Source organism: Streptomyces sp. NPDC000983 (assembly GCF_040299205.1).
Classification (GTDB): Bacteria; Actinomycetota; Actinomycetes; order Streptomycetales; family Streptomycetaceae; genus Streptomyces.
Genome location: NZ_JBEPBM010000028.1, coordinates 92,803 through 109,431, shown reverse-complemented (window position 1 = coordinate 109,431; position 16,629 = coordinate 92,803). Strand labels below are relative to the sequence as shown.

13 protein-coding genes and 1 pseudogene are annotated in these 16,629 nt (G+C 71.5%); 7 read left to right on the top strand and 7 right to left on the bottom strand.

The window, feature by feature from the left end; translation table 11 throughout:
- Positions 1–1,577 (top strand): annotated as a pseudogene (locus tag ABT296_RS27730) (AfsR family transcriptional regulator); the annotation flags it as partial.
- 16 nt (positions 1,578–1,593) lie between these two features.
- Here ABT296_RS27730 and ABT296_RS27725 read toward each other — a convergent pair.
- The 3 genes from ABT296_RS27725 to panB all read right to left on the bottom strand — a co-directional run bounded on the left by ABT296_RS27725 (position 1,594) and on the right by panB (position 4,502).
- A complete protein-coding gene (locus ABT296_RS27725) occupies positions 1,594–2,430 on the bottom strand; it encodes an ABC transporter permease (protein ID WP_351931377.1) in 837 nt (278 codons plus the stop codon).
- A complete protein-coding gene (locus tag ABT296_RS27720) occupies positions 2,427–3,452 on the bottom strand; it encodes an ATP-binding cassette domain-containing protein (protein ID WP_351931376.1) in 1,026 nt (341 codons plus the stop codon). The genes ABT296_RS27725 and ABT296_RS27720 overlap by 4 nt, the downstream gene beginning before the upstream one ends.
- Positions 3,453–3,635: 183 nt before the next feature.
- Positions 3,636–4,502, bottom strand: a complete 867-nt coding sequence (gene panB, locus ABT296_RS27715; protein ID WP_351931375.1) for a 3-methyl-2-oxobutanoate hydroxymethyltransferase — start codon at positions 4,500–4,502, stop codon at positions 3,636–3,638.
- Positions 4,503–4,694: 192 nt separating this feature from the next.
- Here panB and ABT296_RS27710 point away from each other — a divergent pair, with 192 nt between their 5' ends.
- The 4 genes from ABT296_RS27710 to ABT296_RS27695 all read left to right on the top strand — a co-directional run bounded on the left by ABT296_RS27710 (position 4,695) and on the right by ABT296_RS27695 (position 9,529).
- A complete protein-coding gene (locus ABT296_RS27710; protein WP_351931374.1) occupies positions 4,695–6,257 on the top strand; it encodes an MFS transporter in 1,563 nt (520 codons plus the stop codon).
- Between the two features lie 34 nt (positions 6,258–6,291).
- Positions 6,292–6,936: a TetR/AcrR family transcriptional regulator gene (locus ABT296_RS27705; RefSeq protein ID WP_351931373.1), complete on the top strand. Its 645-nt coding sequence runs from the start codon at positions 6,292–6,294 to the stop codon at positions 6,934–6,936.
- A 179-nt stretch (positions 6,937–7,115) separates the two neighbouring features.
- Positions 7,116–8,168: an endonuclease/exonuclease/phosphatase family protein gene (locus ABT296_RS27700; protein WP_351931372.1), complete on the top strand. Its 1,053-nt coding sequence runs from the start codon at positions 7,116–7,118 to the stop codon at positions 8,166–8,168.
- Positions 8,169–8,278: 110 nt separating this feature from the next.
- Complete coding sequence (locus ABT296_RS27695; protein WP_351931371.1) at positions 8,279–9,529, top strand: MFS transporter; 1,251 nt, start codon at positions 8,279–8,281, stop codon at positions 9,527–9,529.
- Positions 9,530–9,605: 76 nt separating this feature from the next.
- Here the strand turns inward: ABT296_RS27695 and ABT296_RS27690 are convergent, their stop codons facing one another.
- From ABT296_RS27690 to ABT296_RS27680, 3 genes are all read right to left on the bottom strand, one after another.
- Positions 9,606–11,354 (bottom strand): NAD+ synthase, encoded by a 1,749-nt coding sequence (locus ABT296_RS27690; RefSeq protein ID WP_351931370.1) that lies wholly within the window; start codon positions 11,352–11,354, stop codon positions 9,606–9,608.
- 79 nt (positions 11,355–11,433) lie between these two features.
- Positions 11,434–12,054: a DUF305 domain-containing protein gene (locus tag ABT296_RS27685; protein WP_351931369.1), complete on the bottom strand. Its 621-nt coding sequence runs from the start codon at positions 12,052–12,054 to the stop codon at positions 11,434–11,436.
- 2 nt (positions 12,055–12,056) lie between these two features.
- On the bottom strand, positions 12,057–12,716 hold the full coding sequence (locus ABT296_RS27680; protein WP_351931368.1) for a thioredoxin-like domain-containing protein: 660 nt from the start codon (positions 12,714–12,716) through the stop codon (positions 12,057–12,059).
- A gap of 164 nt (positions 12,717–12,880) precedes the next feature.
- Between ABT296_RS27680 and ABT296_RS27675 the strand changes: the two genes are divergently transcribed.
- The gene (locus tag ABT296_RS27675; RefSeq protein WP_351931367.1) at positions 12,881–13,324 is read left to right on the top strand and encodes an RrF2 family transcriptional regulator; all 444 of its coding nucleotides are present in this window, start codon (positions 12,881–12,883) and stop codon (positions 13,322–13,324) included.
- A 305-nt stretch (positions 13,325–13,629) separates the two neighbouring features.
- Here ABT296_RS27675 and ABT296_RS27670 read toward each other — a convergent pair whose 3' ends face one another.
- Positions 13,630–14,820: a globin domain-containing protein gene (locus tag ABT296_RS27670; RefSeq protein WP_351931366.1), complete on the bottom strand. Its 1,191-nt coding sequence runs from the start codon at positions 14,818–14,820 to the stop codon at positions 13,630–13,632.
- A 353-nt stretch (positions 14,821–15,173) separates the two neighbouring features.
- Here ABT296_RS27670 and glnA2 point away from each other — a divergent pair, with 353 nt between their 5' ends.
- Entirely contained in the window at positions 15,174–16,535 is a 1,362-nt protein-coding gene (glnA2, locus tag ABT296_RS27665; RefSeq protein ID WP_351931365.1) for a gamma-glutamylpolyamine synthetase GlnA2, read from the top strand.
- Positions 16,536–16,629: the final 94 nt, after the last annotated feature.

Below are 16,629 nucleotides of genomic sequence, written 5' to 3'. Positions count from 1 at the left end.
TTTGGTGGTGGGGGGGGGCGGCCCTGGGGGGGGGGGGGGGGTGGCTCCCGGGGTGGCTGGCGTGGGGGGCCGCTTCGGCCGCCTCGCGCCTGGCCGGGGGGGCCCCCCCCGCGGCCGCCGAGCGTGCGCATCTGACGTACTACCGCGAACTCGCCCGCACCATCGACCCGTTGCTGCGCGGCCCGGGTCAGCTGGAAGCCGTGGAACGGCTCCAACGGGAGTACGAGAACCTGCGCACCGCGCTCCGGCACGCCGTCGCCGAACGCGACGAGCAGGAGGCGCTGGCGCTGGTCCTCTCGCTGTGCTGGTACTGGCAGATGCGCGACCTGCGGATCGAGGCCCGCCACTGGTGCGTGGAGGTCATGGCGCTCGGTCCCGACCCGTTCACCGAGCCGGTCCGGCGGGCCGAGCCGGTCTGGCAGCGCTGCACCGACCGGCCGCCCCCGTACACCGGGGAGGTCCTCGCGGAGGCCCGGCGGGGTGTCCATCTGGGCCATCTCGCCTGCATGGACACCGAGCTGGAGGCGTGGCAGAACCCCGCCGCCCAGCAGAAGCTGCGCAACATCGTCGAGGTCTACGAGCCGGGGCTGCCCCAGCTCTGCCGAAGCCCCGGCATGATCGTGGTCTTCGCCGTCATGCTCACCGGCGGCATGGACCGGCTCGGCGACATGCTCGACGCCGCCGTGGACACCTGCCGGCGCACCGCCGGCTTCGAGTGGGAACTGGCCGCGACCCTCCAGATGCGGGCCAACCTCCTCGCCAACAAGCCCGAGCGTGCCGGCCAGGCCGCCGTGGACGCCGACGAGTCGCTCACCATCTACGGGCGCCTCGGGGACTCCTGGGGCAGGGCCGAGGCGCTGTCGGCGCGCGCCGAGGCCCGTGAGCGCAAGGGCGCCTACCTGGAGGCGGCCGCCGACTTCGAGGCGGCGATCGAGCAGGCCGGGCGGCTCGGCGCGCACAGCCAGCAGGCCGTCCTCTCCGCCCGGCTGGCGAGCACGCTGCTGGAGAGCGGGCAGGGCGAGCGGGGCGAGCGGCTGCTGCGGGAGGTGATCGCCAGTCTGGACGGAGGGCACAACGAGGCGATGCCGTTCAGCCGGGTCATCCTGGCCGGCTGGCTGAGCATCACCGGCCGGATCCCCGAGGCCCGCGAACATCTGCGGCTGCTGAGGGAGAACTTCAGCCTCGCCCAGTTCGAGGTCTTCGACGCCTTCATCCTCAGCGGGGAGGCGTGGATGGACGCCGCCGAGGGGCTTCACGGGGAGGCCAGGGACAAGCTGCGGCGCGCCCTTCAGCACGCGCGGGATCCGCTCACGCAGGCCATGGCGCCGCAGTTGGGCCCGGCCTGTCTGGTCATCGCCGCCGTGGCACTGGCCGAGAGCGAGCCCCTCGATGCGGCCCGCTGTCTCGGCGCCGCCGAGGTGGCGTGGCCGATCGGACACGTGAACTCCTCGCTGGAGCGCGAGTGCCGGGACCGGGCGGTCGCCGCGGTGCGCGCGGTCCTGGACGAGCGGGCCTACGCGGCGGGGTTCGCCGAGGGCGGCGGACTCACCGTGGAGGAGGCCGCCGCCCTGATCTGATCCGCCCCGGGGCGGATCAGGTCTTGGTGCGGAACTTGTGGATGGCGATCGGCGCCATGACCGCCGTCAGCAGCGCCGACCAGCCGAGCGTCAGCCACAGGTCGTGGGCGACCGGTCCGCCGATCATCAGCCCGCGGGCCGCGTCCGCCAGCGCGGAGAGCGGGTTGTAGTCGGTGAAGTTCTGCAGCCAGCCCGGCATCGAGTCGGTCGGCGCGAAGATCGACGAGCCGAACTGGAGCGGCATCAGCACCAGGAAGCCCATCGCCTGCACGGACTGCGCGTTCTTCATCACCACGCCGAGGGTGAGGAAGACCCACATCAGCGCCGAGCCGAAGGCCACCGACAGGGCGACGGAGGCCAGCAGACCGCCCCAGTTGGTGATGTCGAAGCCCACCAGCAGCGCCACCACCATCAGCACGGCCGTCGCGAACAGCATCCGCAGCAGCTCCACCGCGATCTTCGCGAACAGCACCGAGCCGCGGCCGATCGGCAGCGACCGGAAGCGGTCCATGACACCGGTGTTGAAGTCCTGGTTGAAGCCGGTGCCCACGCCCTGGGCCATGGTCATGCCCATCATGGCGAGCATGCCGGGGACGACGTACTGCACGTAGGCGTCCTGCCCGCCGCCCAGCGACTGCCCGATGGAGCCGCCGAAGACGTACACGAACAGCAGGGTGAAGACGATCGGGAAGAGGACGGCGTCGGCCATCGACTCCGGGTCCTGGCGGATCCACAGCAGGTTGCGGCGCACCAGGGCGCCGGTGTGGCGCAGATGCCCGCGCAGCGGAATCCGCGCGTCCGCGGCGCCGTCGGTCGCGAGGGGGGCGGGCGGGGTGACGGTGGTGGCGCTCATACGGCGACCTCCTCGCGGTCCTCGGTGGGGACGGTGTCCTGCGGCGCACTGGCCCGGTGGCCGGTGAGCGACAGGAACACCTCGTCCAGGCTGGGCAGTTCGGTGGAGACGGAGGAGAGCGTGACACCGCGTTCGGTGACCGACCGGACGACGGCGGTGAGCTGGTCGTCGCTGAGGATCGGCACCAGCAGGGCGCCGCGCTCGGTGTCCACGGTGGTGGTGGCGAGCCCGGTGATGCCGAGCGTGTCGAGGTGCGCGGCCAGCGGCCGCAGCTGCGTCGGATCGGCCGGCCGGACGCGCAGCGTGCGGCCCCCGACCTTCGCCTTCAGCTCGTCGATGCCGCCCTTGGCGATGACCTTGCCGCGGTCGACGACGGTCAGCTCCGAGGCGAGCTGCTCGGCCTCCTCCATGTACTGCGTGGTGAGCAGCACGGTGACGCCCTCGCCGACCATGGTCTTGACCTCGTCCCACACCTCGTTGCGGGTGCGCGGGTCCAGCCCGGTGGTCGGCTCGTCCAGGTACAGCACCTGCGGACGCCCGATCATCGACGCGGCCAGGTCGAGGCGCCGCCGCATGCCGCCCGAGTAGGTGGCGGCGGGCCGCTTGGCGGCGTCGGTCAGCGAGAACCGCTCCAGCAGTTCGTCGGCCCGGGCCCGGGCGTCCCGCCGGGGCAGGTCGAGCAGCCGTCCGATGAGGTAGAGGTTCTCCCAGCCCGGCAGCTTCTCGTCCACGGAGGCGTACTGCCCGGTCAGCCCGATCACCCGGCGCAGCTGCCGGGGCTGGCGGACCACGTCGTAGCCGGCCACGACGGCCTGCCCGGCGTCCGGTGCGAGCAGCGTGGAGAGGATGCGGACCAGGGTGGTCTTGCCGGCCCCGTTGGGTCCGAGCACCCCCATCACGGAGCCCTCGCGCACGTCCAGATCCACGCCGTCCAGCGCTTTGGTCTCGCCGTAGTGCTTGACCAGCCCCCGTACGGTGACGGCGCTTCCGGCGCCGCCGGGGTTCCTGTCGATTCGTGTCATGCCGAAGACGGTGCCAGCCGCCACCGACAGATCACCGACAGCGGGCCGACGGCCGCCGACACCCCGCCGACAGCACCCGGCCGACAGCGCCCCGGTGGCACGGCGCGGGAACGGCGGCGGCCCGCCGACGGGGGAAATCGGCGGGCCGCTTTGGTGCCACTGTGGCTCTGAGGGGAGCTGGCGCTAGTGGACGGAGTGCTCCTCCAGCGGGAAGGTCCCGCCGACGACGTCCTCGGCGAACGCCTTCGCCGCCTCGCCCATGGCCTCGCGCAGGGCGGCGTACCGCTTGACGAACTTGGGGACCCGGCCGCCGGTCAGGCCCATCATGTCCGTCCAGACCAGGACCTGGGCGTCCGTCCCGGCACCCGCGCCGATCCCCACGGTCGGGATGTGCAGGCTGCGCGTGACCTCGGCCGCCAGCTCCGCCGGGACCAGCTCCAGCACGACGGCGAAGGCGCCCGCGTCCTGGACCGCCTTGGCGTCCCGGAGCAGCTGGGCCGCCGCCTCCTCGCCGCGGCCCTGGACCCGGTAGCCCATGGCGTTGACGGACTGCGGGGTCAGGCCGATGTGGGCCATCACCGGGATGCCGGACTCGACCAGCAGCTCGATCTGGCGGTGCGAGCGCTCGCCGCCCTCCAGCTTGACCGCGCCGACGCCGGCCTCCTTGACCAGCCGGGTCGCCGAGCGCAGCGCCTGCACCGGACCCTCCTGGTAGGACCCGAAGGGCAGGTCGCCGACGATCAGGGCGCGCGAGGTGCCCCGTACGACGGCGGCGGAGAGCATGGTCATCTCGTCGAGGGTGACGGGCACGGTGGTCTCGTACCCGAGGTGACAGTTGCCCGCCGAGTCCCCGACCAGCATGACCGGGATGCCGGCCTCGTCGAAGACGGACGCGGTCATCGCGTCGTAGGCGGTCAGCATGGGCCACTTCTCGCCGCGTTCCTTGGCGAGGGCGATGTCGCGGACGGTGATGCGGCGGGTGCCCTTTCCTCCGTACAGCGCATTGCTGCCGCCGGAGGGCGTGGTCGGGGCAGCCGAAAGCTGCGTCATGGCAACGGCTCCTTCAGTCATCTCGAGGCGCCCTGACGGCGTCCCCGGATCCCCTCCATGGTGGCACTTCGTGCCAGGCGCGGCTAGGGGGGCCTCGGTCACCCTCCGAAAGACCCCGGACGGGGGTGAGAGCCCGGTAAGAGAAATACGATACGACACGGTCCCGTATCGTAAATAACCTACGCTGGACCCATGACTACCTCCGCTCCTGCCGTACCCCGGATCCCGGAAGCGGTCCACCGCCGGCGCTGGGCCATCCTCGGCGTGCTCATGCTGAGTCTGCTGATCGTGGTCCTGGACAACTCCATCCTCAACGTGGCGGTCAAGACCATCTCCACCCCGGCCCCGACCGGCCTCGGCGCCACCCAGAGCGAACTGGAGTGGGCGATCAACGCCTACACCCTCGTCTTCGCGGGCCTGCTCTTCAGCGCCGGACTCCTCGGCGACCGGCTCGGCCGCAAGAAGGTCCTCCTCGGCGGCCTCGCCGTCTTCGGCGCCGGCTCCGCCCTCGCCGCCTTCGCCGGATCACCCGCCGAGCTGATCGGCTTCCGCGCGCTCATGGGCCTCGGCGCCGCCTTCGTGATGCCCGCCACCCTCGCCGTCCTCATGAACGTCTTCGAGCGCGACGAGCAGCCCAAGGCCATCGGCATCTGGGCGGGCGGTGTGGGCCTCGCCATCGCCATCGGCCCGATCACCGGCGGCATCCTGCTCGACCACTTCTGGTGGGGCTCGGTCTTCCTGGTCAACGTCCCCATCGTGCTGCTCGCGATCGCCCTGATGATCTGGCTGGTCCCCGACTCCCGCGACCCCGCCCCCGGCCGCATCGACCCCGTCGGCGTCACCCTCTCCGTGGTCGGCCTGGTCCTGCTCGTCTACGGCATCATCCGCGGCGGCGAACTCGCCGACTTCGGGGACATCACCGTCCTCGCCACGATCGGCGCCGGGCTCGCCGTCCTGGTCGCCTTCGTCGTGTTCGAGAAGCGCAGCGACCACCCCTCCATCGACGTCGGCCTTTTCAGGGACAAGGTCTTCTCGGCCGCGATCGCCGCCATCGCGCTGGTCTTCTTCGCGCTGATGGGCGTCACCTTCTTCTCCGTCTTCTACACCCAGAGCGTGCGCGGCTACTCACCGCTGGAGACCGGGCTGCTCCTGCTGCCGCTCGCCGCCGCCCAGCTGATCTTCGCGCCCCGCGCCCGGCTGCTCGTCGACCGCTTCGGCAACCGCGCCACCACCACCGCCGGCATGGCCCTCATCGCCGCGACGCTCGCCGCCTTCGCCACCCTGGACGCCGACACCCCGATCTGGCTCCTGGAGGTGATCTTCTTCCTCATGGGCACCGGCATGGCGCACATCATGACCCCGGTCAGCGTCGTCATCATGCAGTCCCTGCCCCGCGAGAAGGCCGGCTCCGCCTCCGCGCTCAGCAACACCTTCCGCCAGGTCGGCGGCGCCCTCGGCATCGCGGTCCTCGGCTCGGTCCTGTCCGCCTCCTACCGCTCCGCCGTCGAGGGCGGCCTCGACGCCGTACCCCCGCAGCTGCGCCACACGGCGGGGGAGTCCATCGAGTCCACGCTCGCCGTGGCCGCCCGGCTCGGCCCCAAGGCGCAGCCGCTGGTGGAGCGCGCCGACGACGCCTTCCTGCACGCCATGCACGTCACCGCCCTCGGCGGAGCGGCGGTGGCCCTGCTCGGCACCCTCGTCGTGGCGCTCTTCCTGCCGGGCCGCACACCCCGGGACGAGCCCGAGCGGTCGTAGGGGAGAATTCCGGGACACCGAAAGGGGCGCACGCGTGAACCTCGCCGACGACCACAGGGCCGAGGCCCCCACCCGGGGCCGGCCCCGCAGTGAGGCCGTGGAGCGGGCCATCATCGACGGCGTGATGGAGCTGCTGGAGGAGGGCGTACCGCTCGCGGAGCTCTCCATCGAGCGCATCGCCCGTACCGCCGGCGTCGGCAAGGCCGCCATCTACCGCCGCTGGAGCGGCAAGGAGGAGCTCTTCGTCGACGTCGTACGGGCCGCCGAACCCCCCGACGCCGAACTGCCCGGCACCTCCCTGCGCGACGACCTCGTCGCCCTGCTGGAGACGCTGCGCCGGCGCGGACTGGTCAGCCGTTCGTCGGCGATCCTGCACAACGTCCACGTCCAGATGAAGAGCAGCCCGAAGATCTGGGCGGCCTACGACAACCTCGTCGTCGCCCCCCGCCGCCGGATCGGCCTGGAGGTGCTGCGCCGCGGCCAGGACAACGGCGAACTCCGCGCGGACGTCGACGTGGAGCTGCTCAACGACCTGTTCGTCGGCCCGATGCTGCTGCGCACCATCATGCGTCCGGACGCCGACCTCCCCGAAGGACTGCCCGAGCGGATCGTCGACACCCTGCTCGAAGGGCTACGGCCCGTCAGTTCACCGCCCGTCAGTTCGCCGCCCGCGCGCTGACGATGTGCGCGTTTCGTCACAGAGCGCGCTTTCCCCGAAGGGCCCGGAACTCGGGAAGGCGACTTGTACGTCCTCGTGCCCGTACGGCCGTCACGGGACGGCGGGAACAGAACCGATCATCCCCTAGGGTCGTAACAGCGGGGGACGACGGTGTGCACGGCAGGCAGTGAGGCGACGGTATGGCGCAGCAGGCGTACATGACGGAGACGGACGGTGGCGGCTCGGGTCCCGAGCGCCGGGGGGCCCGGTTCCGGCGGCTGCTGGACAGACTCGTCTCCGGCTGGCGCGGAGACCCGCGGATCTGGCGCCGGGGCATCGTCACCGCCGCCGTCGCGGTGGTCGTCGCCCTGGTCATGCTGCTGCACTCGCGCATCCCCAACCGCATCGGCAACCTCGGCAGCCTCACCGAGACCTTCCTGCCCTGGATCGGCCTGCTGGTCCCGGTGCTGCTGCTCGTCGCCCTGCTGCGCCGGTCCGCCACCGCGCTGATCGCGGTCGTGCTGCCCGCGGTGGTCTGGCTGAACCTCTTCGGCGGGCTGGTGGGCGACAAGAGCGGGGCGGGCGGCGACCTGACGGTGGCCACCCACAACGTGAACGCCGACAACCTCGACCCCACCGGCACGGCCCGTGACGTGGCCGCCTCCGGGGCGGACGTGCTGGCCCTGGAGGAGCTGACCGCGTCGGCGGTGCCGGTCTACGAGAAGGCGCTGGCGTCGACGTACAAGTACCACGCGGTGCAGGGCACGGTCGGGCTGTGGAGCAAGTACCCGCTGACCGGTGTGAAGGCCGTCGACATCAAGCTGGGCTGGACCCGGGCCATGCGTGCCGCCGTCGCCACCCCCGCGGGCCAGGTCGCGGTGTACGTCGCCCACCTGCCCTCGGTGCGGGTGAAGATGGAGGCCGGGTTCACCGCCCGGCAGCGCGACAAGAGCGCCGACGCCCTCGGTGAGGCCATCGCCGACGAGAAGCTGCCCAGGAGCGTGCTGCTCGGCGACCTCAACGGCACCATGAACGACCGCGCGCTGAACGCCGTCACCTCCCAGATGCGCTCCACGCAGGGCGCGGCGGGCAGCGGCTTCGGGTTCAGCTGGCCCGCGTCGTTCCCGATGGCGCGCATCGACCAGATCCTGGTGAAGGGCGTCGAGCCGGTCACCTCCTGGACCCTGCCGGAGACCGGGAGCGACCACCTGCCGGTGGCGGCCCGTGTGAAGGTCGACACAACCGCCTCGTAAAAACCCACGGCAACCTGGTCTTAACCCCCTGGAATACCGGGGCCGGGAGACTTTGTTCCGTCCATGAACATAAGATGGACGGAACTCCTCCCGAAAGGCCCAGACCCGTCATGCCTCTCGCCCTGCTCGCGCTGGCCGTCGGCGCGTTCGGCATCGGCACCACCGAGTTCGTGATGATGGGCCTGTTGCCCGACGTCGCGGCCGACCTCGGCATCTCGATCCCGACCGCCGGTCACCTCGTCTCCGCCTACGCCCTCGGCGTCGTCGTCGGCGCCCCGCTGCTCGCCGCCGTCACCGCCCGCATGTCCCGCCGCACGGTCCTGATCGGCCTGATGGTGCTCTTCGTGGCCGGCAACGCCCTGTCGGCCTTCGCCCCCGGCAACGGCTCCCTACTGGCCGCCCGCTTCCTCAGCGGCCTGCCGCACGGCGCCTTCTTCGGTGTCGGCGCCGTCGTCGCCACCGGCCTGGTGGCACCCGAGCGCAAGGCACGCTCGGTCTCCCTGATGTTCCTCGGCCTGACCGTCGCCAACGTCGTCGGCGTCCCCGCCGCCACGCTCATGGGCCAGCACCTGGGCTGGCGGGCGACCTTCCTCGGCGTGAGCGCGATCGGCCTGGCGGCCATCGCCTCGCTGGCCCTGCTGATCCCCCACGACCACGACCGGGCCCCCGCCCAGGGCCTGCGCGGCGAACTGGCCGCCCTGCGCTCCCTGCCCGTCTGGCTCGCCCTCGGCACGACGGTCGCCGGCTTCGGCGCGCTCTTCGCCGCGTACAGCTACATCGCGCCGATGCTCACCGACTCGGCCGGGTACGCCGACGCCAGCGTGACGGGCCTGCTCGCGCTGTTCGGCGTGGGCGCGACGATCGGCAACCTGCTCGGCGGACGCCTGGCCGACCACGCGATGCGCGCCACGCTGTTCGGCGGGCTGGCCTCGCTGGCCCTGGTGCTCGCGCTGTTCCCGCTGCTGATGTCCACGCCGTGGAGCGCCGCACTGGCGGTACTCCTGCTCGGTACGGCGGCGTTCGTGACCGGCTCGCCGCTCCAGCTGATCGTGATGGAGAAGGCGTCGGCGGCCCCCTCGCTGGCCTCCTCGGCGAACCAGGCCGCGTTCAACCTGGCCAACGCCGGCGGCGCCTGGATCGGCGGACTCGCCCTGGCCGCCGGCTTCGGCGCCACGTCCCCGGCGCTCGCGGGCGCCGCCCTGGCCGTGCTGGGGCTGGGTGTGGCCGGCGTGGCTCTCGCCGTCGACCGGCGCGCGGCGCGTGTGACTCCGGGGGCGCGGGCGGGGGCGGGCCGGGAACGGCTCGTCGCGGGGCGTCTGCCGGTGGAGGCGGGGGCGGAGGCGCAGGCCGTGCGCTCCTGACGTCCTCGAAGGTCCCGGACGTCTTGGACGCCTCGGACGTGAGAAGGGGGGCCGTGCGGCCCCCCTTCCTCCGTACCTACTCCCGCCAGCCGTTGGTGATCGGCAGGCGGCGGTCCTTGCCGAAGCCCTTGGCGGAGATCTTCGTGCCCGGCGGGTACTGGCGCCGCTTGTACTCGGCCGTGTCCACCATCCGCAGCGTCTTGCTCACCAGGGCCGCCTCGAAGCCCGCCGCCGTGATCACGTCGGCGCCCTCGTCGCGGTCGACGTACCGCTCCAGGATCGCGTCCAGGACCGGGTAGTCGGGCAGCGAGTCGGTGTCCACCTGGTCCGGGCGCAGCTCGGCGCTGGGCGGCTTGGTGATCGAGTTCTCCGGGATCGGCGGCGTCTGGCCGCGCTCGGCCGCCGAGCGGTTGCGCCACTCCGCCAGGCGGAAGACCGAGGACTTGTAGACGTCCTTGATGGGCCCGTACGCGCCCACCGAGTCGCCGTACAGCGTCGAATAGCCCACCGCCAGCTCCGACTTGTTGCCGGGCGCCAGGACGATGTGCCCCTCCTGGTTGGAGATCGCCATCAGCATCGTGCCGCGCAGCCGGGACTGGAGGTTCTCCTCCGCCAGGCCCGTCAGACCCAGGGACGACATATAGGCGTCGAACATCGGCTCGATCGGGACGGTACGGAAGTTGAGGCCCGTACGCCGGGCCAGTTCCGCCGCGTCGCCCCGGGAGTGCTCCGAGGAGTACTTGGAGGGCATCGAGACGCCGTACACGTTCTGCGCGCCGACCGCGTCGCAGGCGATGGCCGCGACCAGCGCGGAGTCGATGCCGCCGGACAGGCCGATCAGGACCGACTCGAAGCCGTTCTTGGTGACGTACGCCCGCAGGCCCACGACCAGCGCCGAGTAGACCTCCTCGTCGTCGTCGAGGCGGTCGGCGTACCCGCCGGTCAGCTCCGGCCGGTAGGCGGGCAGCGGCTCCTCGGAGAGGATCACGCGGTCGATGCGCAGTCCGTCGTTCACCAGGCCGGTCGGCGCGTCCTGCGCCGCCGCCGGCAGGTCGAGGTCCAGGACCAGGCACTCCTCGGCGAACTGCGGGGCCCGCGCGAGGACTTCGCCGGCCGCGTCGACGACGATCGAGTCGCCGTCGAAGACCAGCTCGTCCTGGCCGCCCATCATCGCCAGGTAGGCGAGGGTGCAGCCGGCCTCCTGGGCGCGCTTGCGGACCAGGTCGAGCCGGGTGTCGTCCTTGTCGCGCTCGTACGGCGAGGCGTTGACGGAGAGCAGCAGCCCGGCGCCCGCCGAGCGCGCGGCGGGCACCCGGCCGCCGTCCTGCCAGAGGTCCTCGCAGATGGCGAGGGCCACGTCCACCCCGTGCACCCGCACGACCGGCATGGTGTCGCCGGGCACGAAGTAGCGGAACTCGTCGAAGACGCCGTAGTTGGGCAGGTGGTGCTTGGCGAAGGTGAGCACCACCTCGCCGCGGTGCAGCACCGCGGCCGCGTTGCGCGGGGCGCCGGCCGGCTGGCCGTACTTCGGCTGGGCCGTCTCCGAGCGGTCGAGGTAGCCGACGATCACCGGCAGCTCCCCGAGGCCCTCCTCGGCGAGCCGGGCGGCCAGCGTGCGCAGGGCCGTGCGGGACGCCTCCACGAACGAGGTCCGCAGGGCCAGGTCCTCGACGGGGTATCCGGTCAGCGCCATCTCGGGGAACGCCACGAGGTGGGCTCCCTGCTCGGCGGAGCGTCGGGTCCAGCGCAGGATCGTGTCGGTGTTCCGGCCGATGTCACCGACGCGCGAGTCGATCTGATTCAGGGCGAGGCGAAGTTGAGGCACACGGCCAGTGTAATCGTCAGAGCGACGCGATGGGGTGGCGGGACGTGTGGGCCGGCCCACGCCGGGTGCCGCCGGCGGCCTATCGTCGGGCCTCGGCGCCCCGCTCCTTCAGCATCTGTGCCATCAGCTGGATCTCCGACTCCTGGCCGTTGACCATGGTCTGCGCGAGCCGCTTCTCGACCTTCACCCCGCACCGCTTCACACAGGCCTCGGCCATGTGGATGCCGCCCTTGTGGTGGTCGGTCATCAGCTGGAGGAAGAACACCTCGGCCTGCTTGCCGTTGAGCGTGGCCAGCTTCTTCATCTCGGTGTTCGTCGCCATGCCCGGCATCAGCGCGCCGTCCTCCCCGGAGGCCATGGAACCCATGTCCATCCAGGTCATCGGAGCGTCCGAGGACACCTTCGGCAGCTCCCACAGATCGAGCCAGCCGATCAGCATCCCGCGCTGGTTCGCCTGCGTCTGCGCGATGTCGTACGCCAGCCGCCGCACCTCGGTGTCGTCGGTGCGGTCCCGCACGATGTACGACATCTCCACGGCCTGCTGGTGGTGCACCGCCATGTCCCGGGCGAACCCCGCGTCCGCGGAGTCCGCGGCGGGGGCCGAGTCGGACCCCCCGTCCCCGGCGACGGCGTAGGTGACCGCGCCCGCCGCGACGAGCACCGCCGCCGCCGTTCCCGCGATCCACCCGGCGTGCTTCATCACTACGCCTTACCGCCCGTGCACGCGGCGCCCGGCTCGGGAGTCTGCTCGCCCTGCACGTACTTCTCGAAGAACTTGTCGAGGTTCGGGTCGCTCGCGCTCGTCACGGTGCGCTGCGCGCCCCACGCCGACAGCATGATCGGCGACTTCTGGTCCTCGTAGGGGCTCATCAGCGTGTACGGGGTCTTCTTGACCTTCTCCGTGAGCGCCTTGACGTCGGCCTCGGACGCCTTGCTGCTGTACGTCACCCAGACCGCGCCGTGCTCCAGGGAGTGGACCGCGTTCTCGTTGGCGACGGCCTCGGTGTAGACGTCGCCGTTGCAGTTCTGCCAGACCGGGTTGTGGTCGCCGCCGACCGGGGGCTCGACCGGGTAGTCGACCTTCTTGCTGACGTGGGTCTGGGACAGCTTGCCGCCCTTCCAGGTGCTGATCCCGTCCGCTCCGGCCACCAGGGAGCCGGTCGTCTTGCCGTCGGCCGAGTCACTGTCGTCGGACTGCGACTGCACCAGCACGACACCGCCGACGACGAGTGCGGCGACCACGGTCACGCTGGCGCCGATGGTGAGGATCCGGTTGCGGCGCTCGCGAGCCTGCTCGGCGCGCCGCATCTCTGCTATGCGGGCCTGGCGTGCCGCGTTGGTGCTCTTCTTGGCGGATCCCATGGCGGAAGTCCTTCTGCGGAAAGGGGACGGTCGGGTCCGCTGATCGTAATGGTGAAGGAGTGACCTCTCGAAGGGAGGTCACAGGAAAGGGCCGGATCGCTACGGAACCGACAGGTCCGCGAGATTAATTTGAGCCCCAGATGCACATTATCTACCCTTCCCGTATGCGGCTGCTGCGCTCCACCGACCTCGCCCTGCGCGTCCTGATGCGACTCTCCGTCGCCGAGGACACCACGCCCACGACCCGTGAGGTCTCCGCGGACATGGACGTGCCGTACACCCACGCCGCGAAGGTCGTCGCCGAGCTCCAGCACCAGGGCCTGGTCGACGCCCGCCGGGGCCGGGGCGGCGGTCTGTCGCTCACGGAGAAGGGCAGGACGGCGTCCGTCGGCGCGGTGGTCCGCTCCTTCGAGGGCGACGGCGACGTCGTCGACTGCGAGGGCGGCCCGACTCCTTGCCCCCTCCACACGGCCTGCCGCCTCCGAGGCGCCCTCCGCAAAGCCCAGGAGGCGTTCTTCGCGACCCTGGACCCGTTGACCATCGGCGACATGACGGCTTCCCCGACGGGCCCCCTCCTCCTCCAGATCGGCAGAGCCCCAACCCCCTGACGGGGATGCCGGGCAAGAGAATCTCCCGGGCCGCCGAAAACCCCCTCGGGGGCGCGGGGAACTGCGCGACGAGCCACAACGGCGCCGCACCCGAAGAACAGAGGCGACACCCCGGGTCACGATGCAACCCGGGCCTCCGCCATCTCCCCCCAGGGGCGCGGGGAACTGCGCGCCCGGCCACGACGGCGCCGCACCCGAAGCACGAGAGCGGCGCCCCGGGTCACCATCCAACCCAGGGCGCCGAAAACCCCTCCAGGGGCGCGGGGAACTGCGCGATCAACCCCAACGGCCCCGCACCCGAAGAACTACCCCTCCTGGCCGAGCCAGAGGTCGGGCCCGAACACCTCGTAGTGAATGTCCGCCGCAGCAACCCCCGCAGACAACAACTGCGCCCGAACCCCCCGCATGAACCCAAGCGGCCCACACAGATAGGCCCGCGTCCCCGGCGCCACCACAACCCCCGCCAGGTCGACGAGCCCCACCCCGTGCTCCCCGTCCGCCCCCTCCTCGTACCAGAACCGCACCACCGCATCCGGCAGCTTGGCCGCATAAGCCTCCTGCTCATCCCGGAGCGCATGCTCCGCAGGAGACCGGTCCCCGTGCACAACAGTGACCGCCCCCGCATGCCCGTCCGCGGCAAGCTGCGCCAGCATCGCGACCATCGGCGTCACCCCGATCCCGGCGGAGGCGAGCAGCAGAGGCCGATCCGCGACCTCCCCGAGCACCAGGTCGCCGTAAGGCGCGGAAAGCTCCAGCACATCCCCCTCCCGCACCCGCGCGTGCAGCTCCGCGGAGACCTCCCCGTCGGGCGACCCCGACCCTCCGGCAACCCGCTTCACACTGATCTGCCGCAACGCGGACCCCGGCGCCCCCGACAGGCTGTACTGCCGTATCTGCCGCGCACCGTCCGCAAGCTCGACCCGCACCGAGACGTACTGCCCGGCACGGGCGTCCGCCACCGGCCCCCCGTCGCAGGGCCGCAGCCGAAGCGTGATGACGTCACGCGTCTCGGGGACCCGCTCCACGACCTCCCAGCGCCGCCACCCCGGCTCCCGCGACTCCTCGTACAGCCGCTTCTCCAGCGCGATGAGCGCGTTCGCCATCAGCCAGTAGACCTCGTCCCACGCGGCGGCGACCTCGGGCGTGACGGCCTCGCCGAGCACGTCGACGATCGCGGCGAACAGGTGCTCGTGGACGAGCGCGTACTGCTCCGGCGCGACCCCGAGCGAGGCGTGCTTGTGGGCGATGCGGGCGAGCATCGCGTCGGGCCGCCGGTCCGGGTGCTCGACCAGGTACGTGGCGAACGCGGCGACGGAACCGGCCAGCGCCCGGCGCTGCGTGCCGGCCGCCTGGTTGCCGCGGTTGAACAGATCGCGCAGCAGCTCGGGCCGGGCGGCGAACAGACCGGCGTAGAAACGCTCGGTGATCTCGTCCAGGTTGGCGCCGACGGCGGGGAGGGTGGCGCGGACGGTGGCGGCGGACTGTTCGGACAGCATCAGGGCTCCTTCGAACTCTCGGCCGATCTGACAGGCACTGGCCGGCATCGAGCGGCACCGATCGGCGATGATCGGCACGCTATTAAAACTTGCATCTGAGATGCAAATTAAACGGGAGTGCTTCGCGCCACAGCCGACACCGGCCGGGCATTACGGATGACGGCCCGAGCAGGCAAGATGGGCGACAGAGCCGCACACCCGCGGCGCACCGGGCGTTCAGGCCCGGGTCGGCCCGCCGATCAAGGTCGGCAACGCGCCCGAAACGCTGTTGTGGTGTGATGCTCAGGTGCCCGACCGGCTTCCCGCGACATTTGGGACAGACGGCCTGACCAGCAAGGATGGGGAAGCGGAAGATGGACAAGCAGCAGGAGTTCGTGCTCCGTACGTTGGAGGAGCGCGACATCCGGTTCGTACGCCTGTGGTTCACGGACGTGCTGGGCTTCCTGAAGTCCGTCGCCGTGGCCCCGGCCGAGCTGGAGCAGGCCTTCGACGAGGGCATCGGCTTCGACGGCTCGGCGATCGAGGGCTTCGCCCGTGTATACGAGTCCGACATGATCGCCAAGCCGGACCCGTCCACCTTCCAGGTGCTGCCCTGGCGCGCGGAGACGCCCGGCACGGCCCGGATGTTCTGCGACATCCTGATGCCGGACGGCTCCCCGTCCTTCGCGGACCCCCGCTACGTCCTCAAGCGGGCCCTCGCCCGCACCTCGGACCTGGGCTTCACCTTCTACACCCACCCCGAGATCGAGTTCTTCCTGCTGAAGGACCGCCCCCTCGACGGCTCCCGCCCCACCCCGGCCGACAACTCCGGCTACTTCGACCACACACCGACCAACGTCGGCATGGACTTCCGCCGCCAGGCCATCACCATGCTGGAGTCGATGGGCATCTCGGTGGAGTTCTCCCACCACGAGGGCGCCCCGGGCCAGCAGGAGATCGACCTGCGCTACGCCGACGCGCTGTCCACCGCGGACAACATCATGACCTTCCGCCTGGTCATGAAGCAGGTGGCGCTGGAGCAGGGCGTGCAGGCCACGTTCATGCCGAAGCCGTTCTCGGAGCACCCGGGCAGCGGCATGCACACCCACCTCTCCCTCTTCGAGGGCGACCGCAACGCGTTCTACGAGTCGGGCTCGGAGTACCAGCTCTCCAAGGTCGGCCGCTCCTTCATCGCGGGCCTGCTCCGGCACGCCGCCGAGATCTCGGCCGTCACCAACCAGTGGGTCAACTCCTACAAGCGCATCTGGGGCGGCTCCGAGCGCACCGCCGGCGCGGGCGGCGAGGCCCCGTCGTACATCTGCTGGGGCCACAACAACCGCTCGGCCCTGGTCCGCGTCCCGATGTACAAGCCCGGCAAGACCGGCTCGGCCCGCGTCGAGGTCCGCTCCCTGGACTCCGGCGCCAACCCCTACCTGGCCTACGCCCTCCTGCTCGCCGCCGGCCTGAAGGGCATCGAGGAGGGCTACGAGCTGCCCCCCGGCGCCGAGGACGACGTCTGGGCCCTGTCCGACGCCGAGCGCCGCGCCCTGGGCATCGAACCCCTCCCGCAGAACCTCGGCGAGGCCCTCACCCTCATGGAACGCAGCGACCTGGTCGCCGAGACCCTCGGCGAGCACGTCTTCGACTTCTTCCTGCGCAACAAGCGCTCGGAATGGGAGGAGTACCGCTCCGAGGTCACCGCCTTCGAGCTCCGCAAGAACCTGCCGGTGCTGTAGGCGCAGGTCGGCGGGGTTTTCCCGCTGATTCGGCGACGGGGCTGACGGTCACCGGCCGTCAGCCCCGTCGCACGCCCTCGCCTCTGGTGCCGTC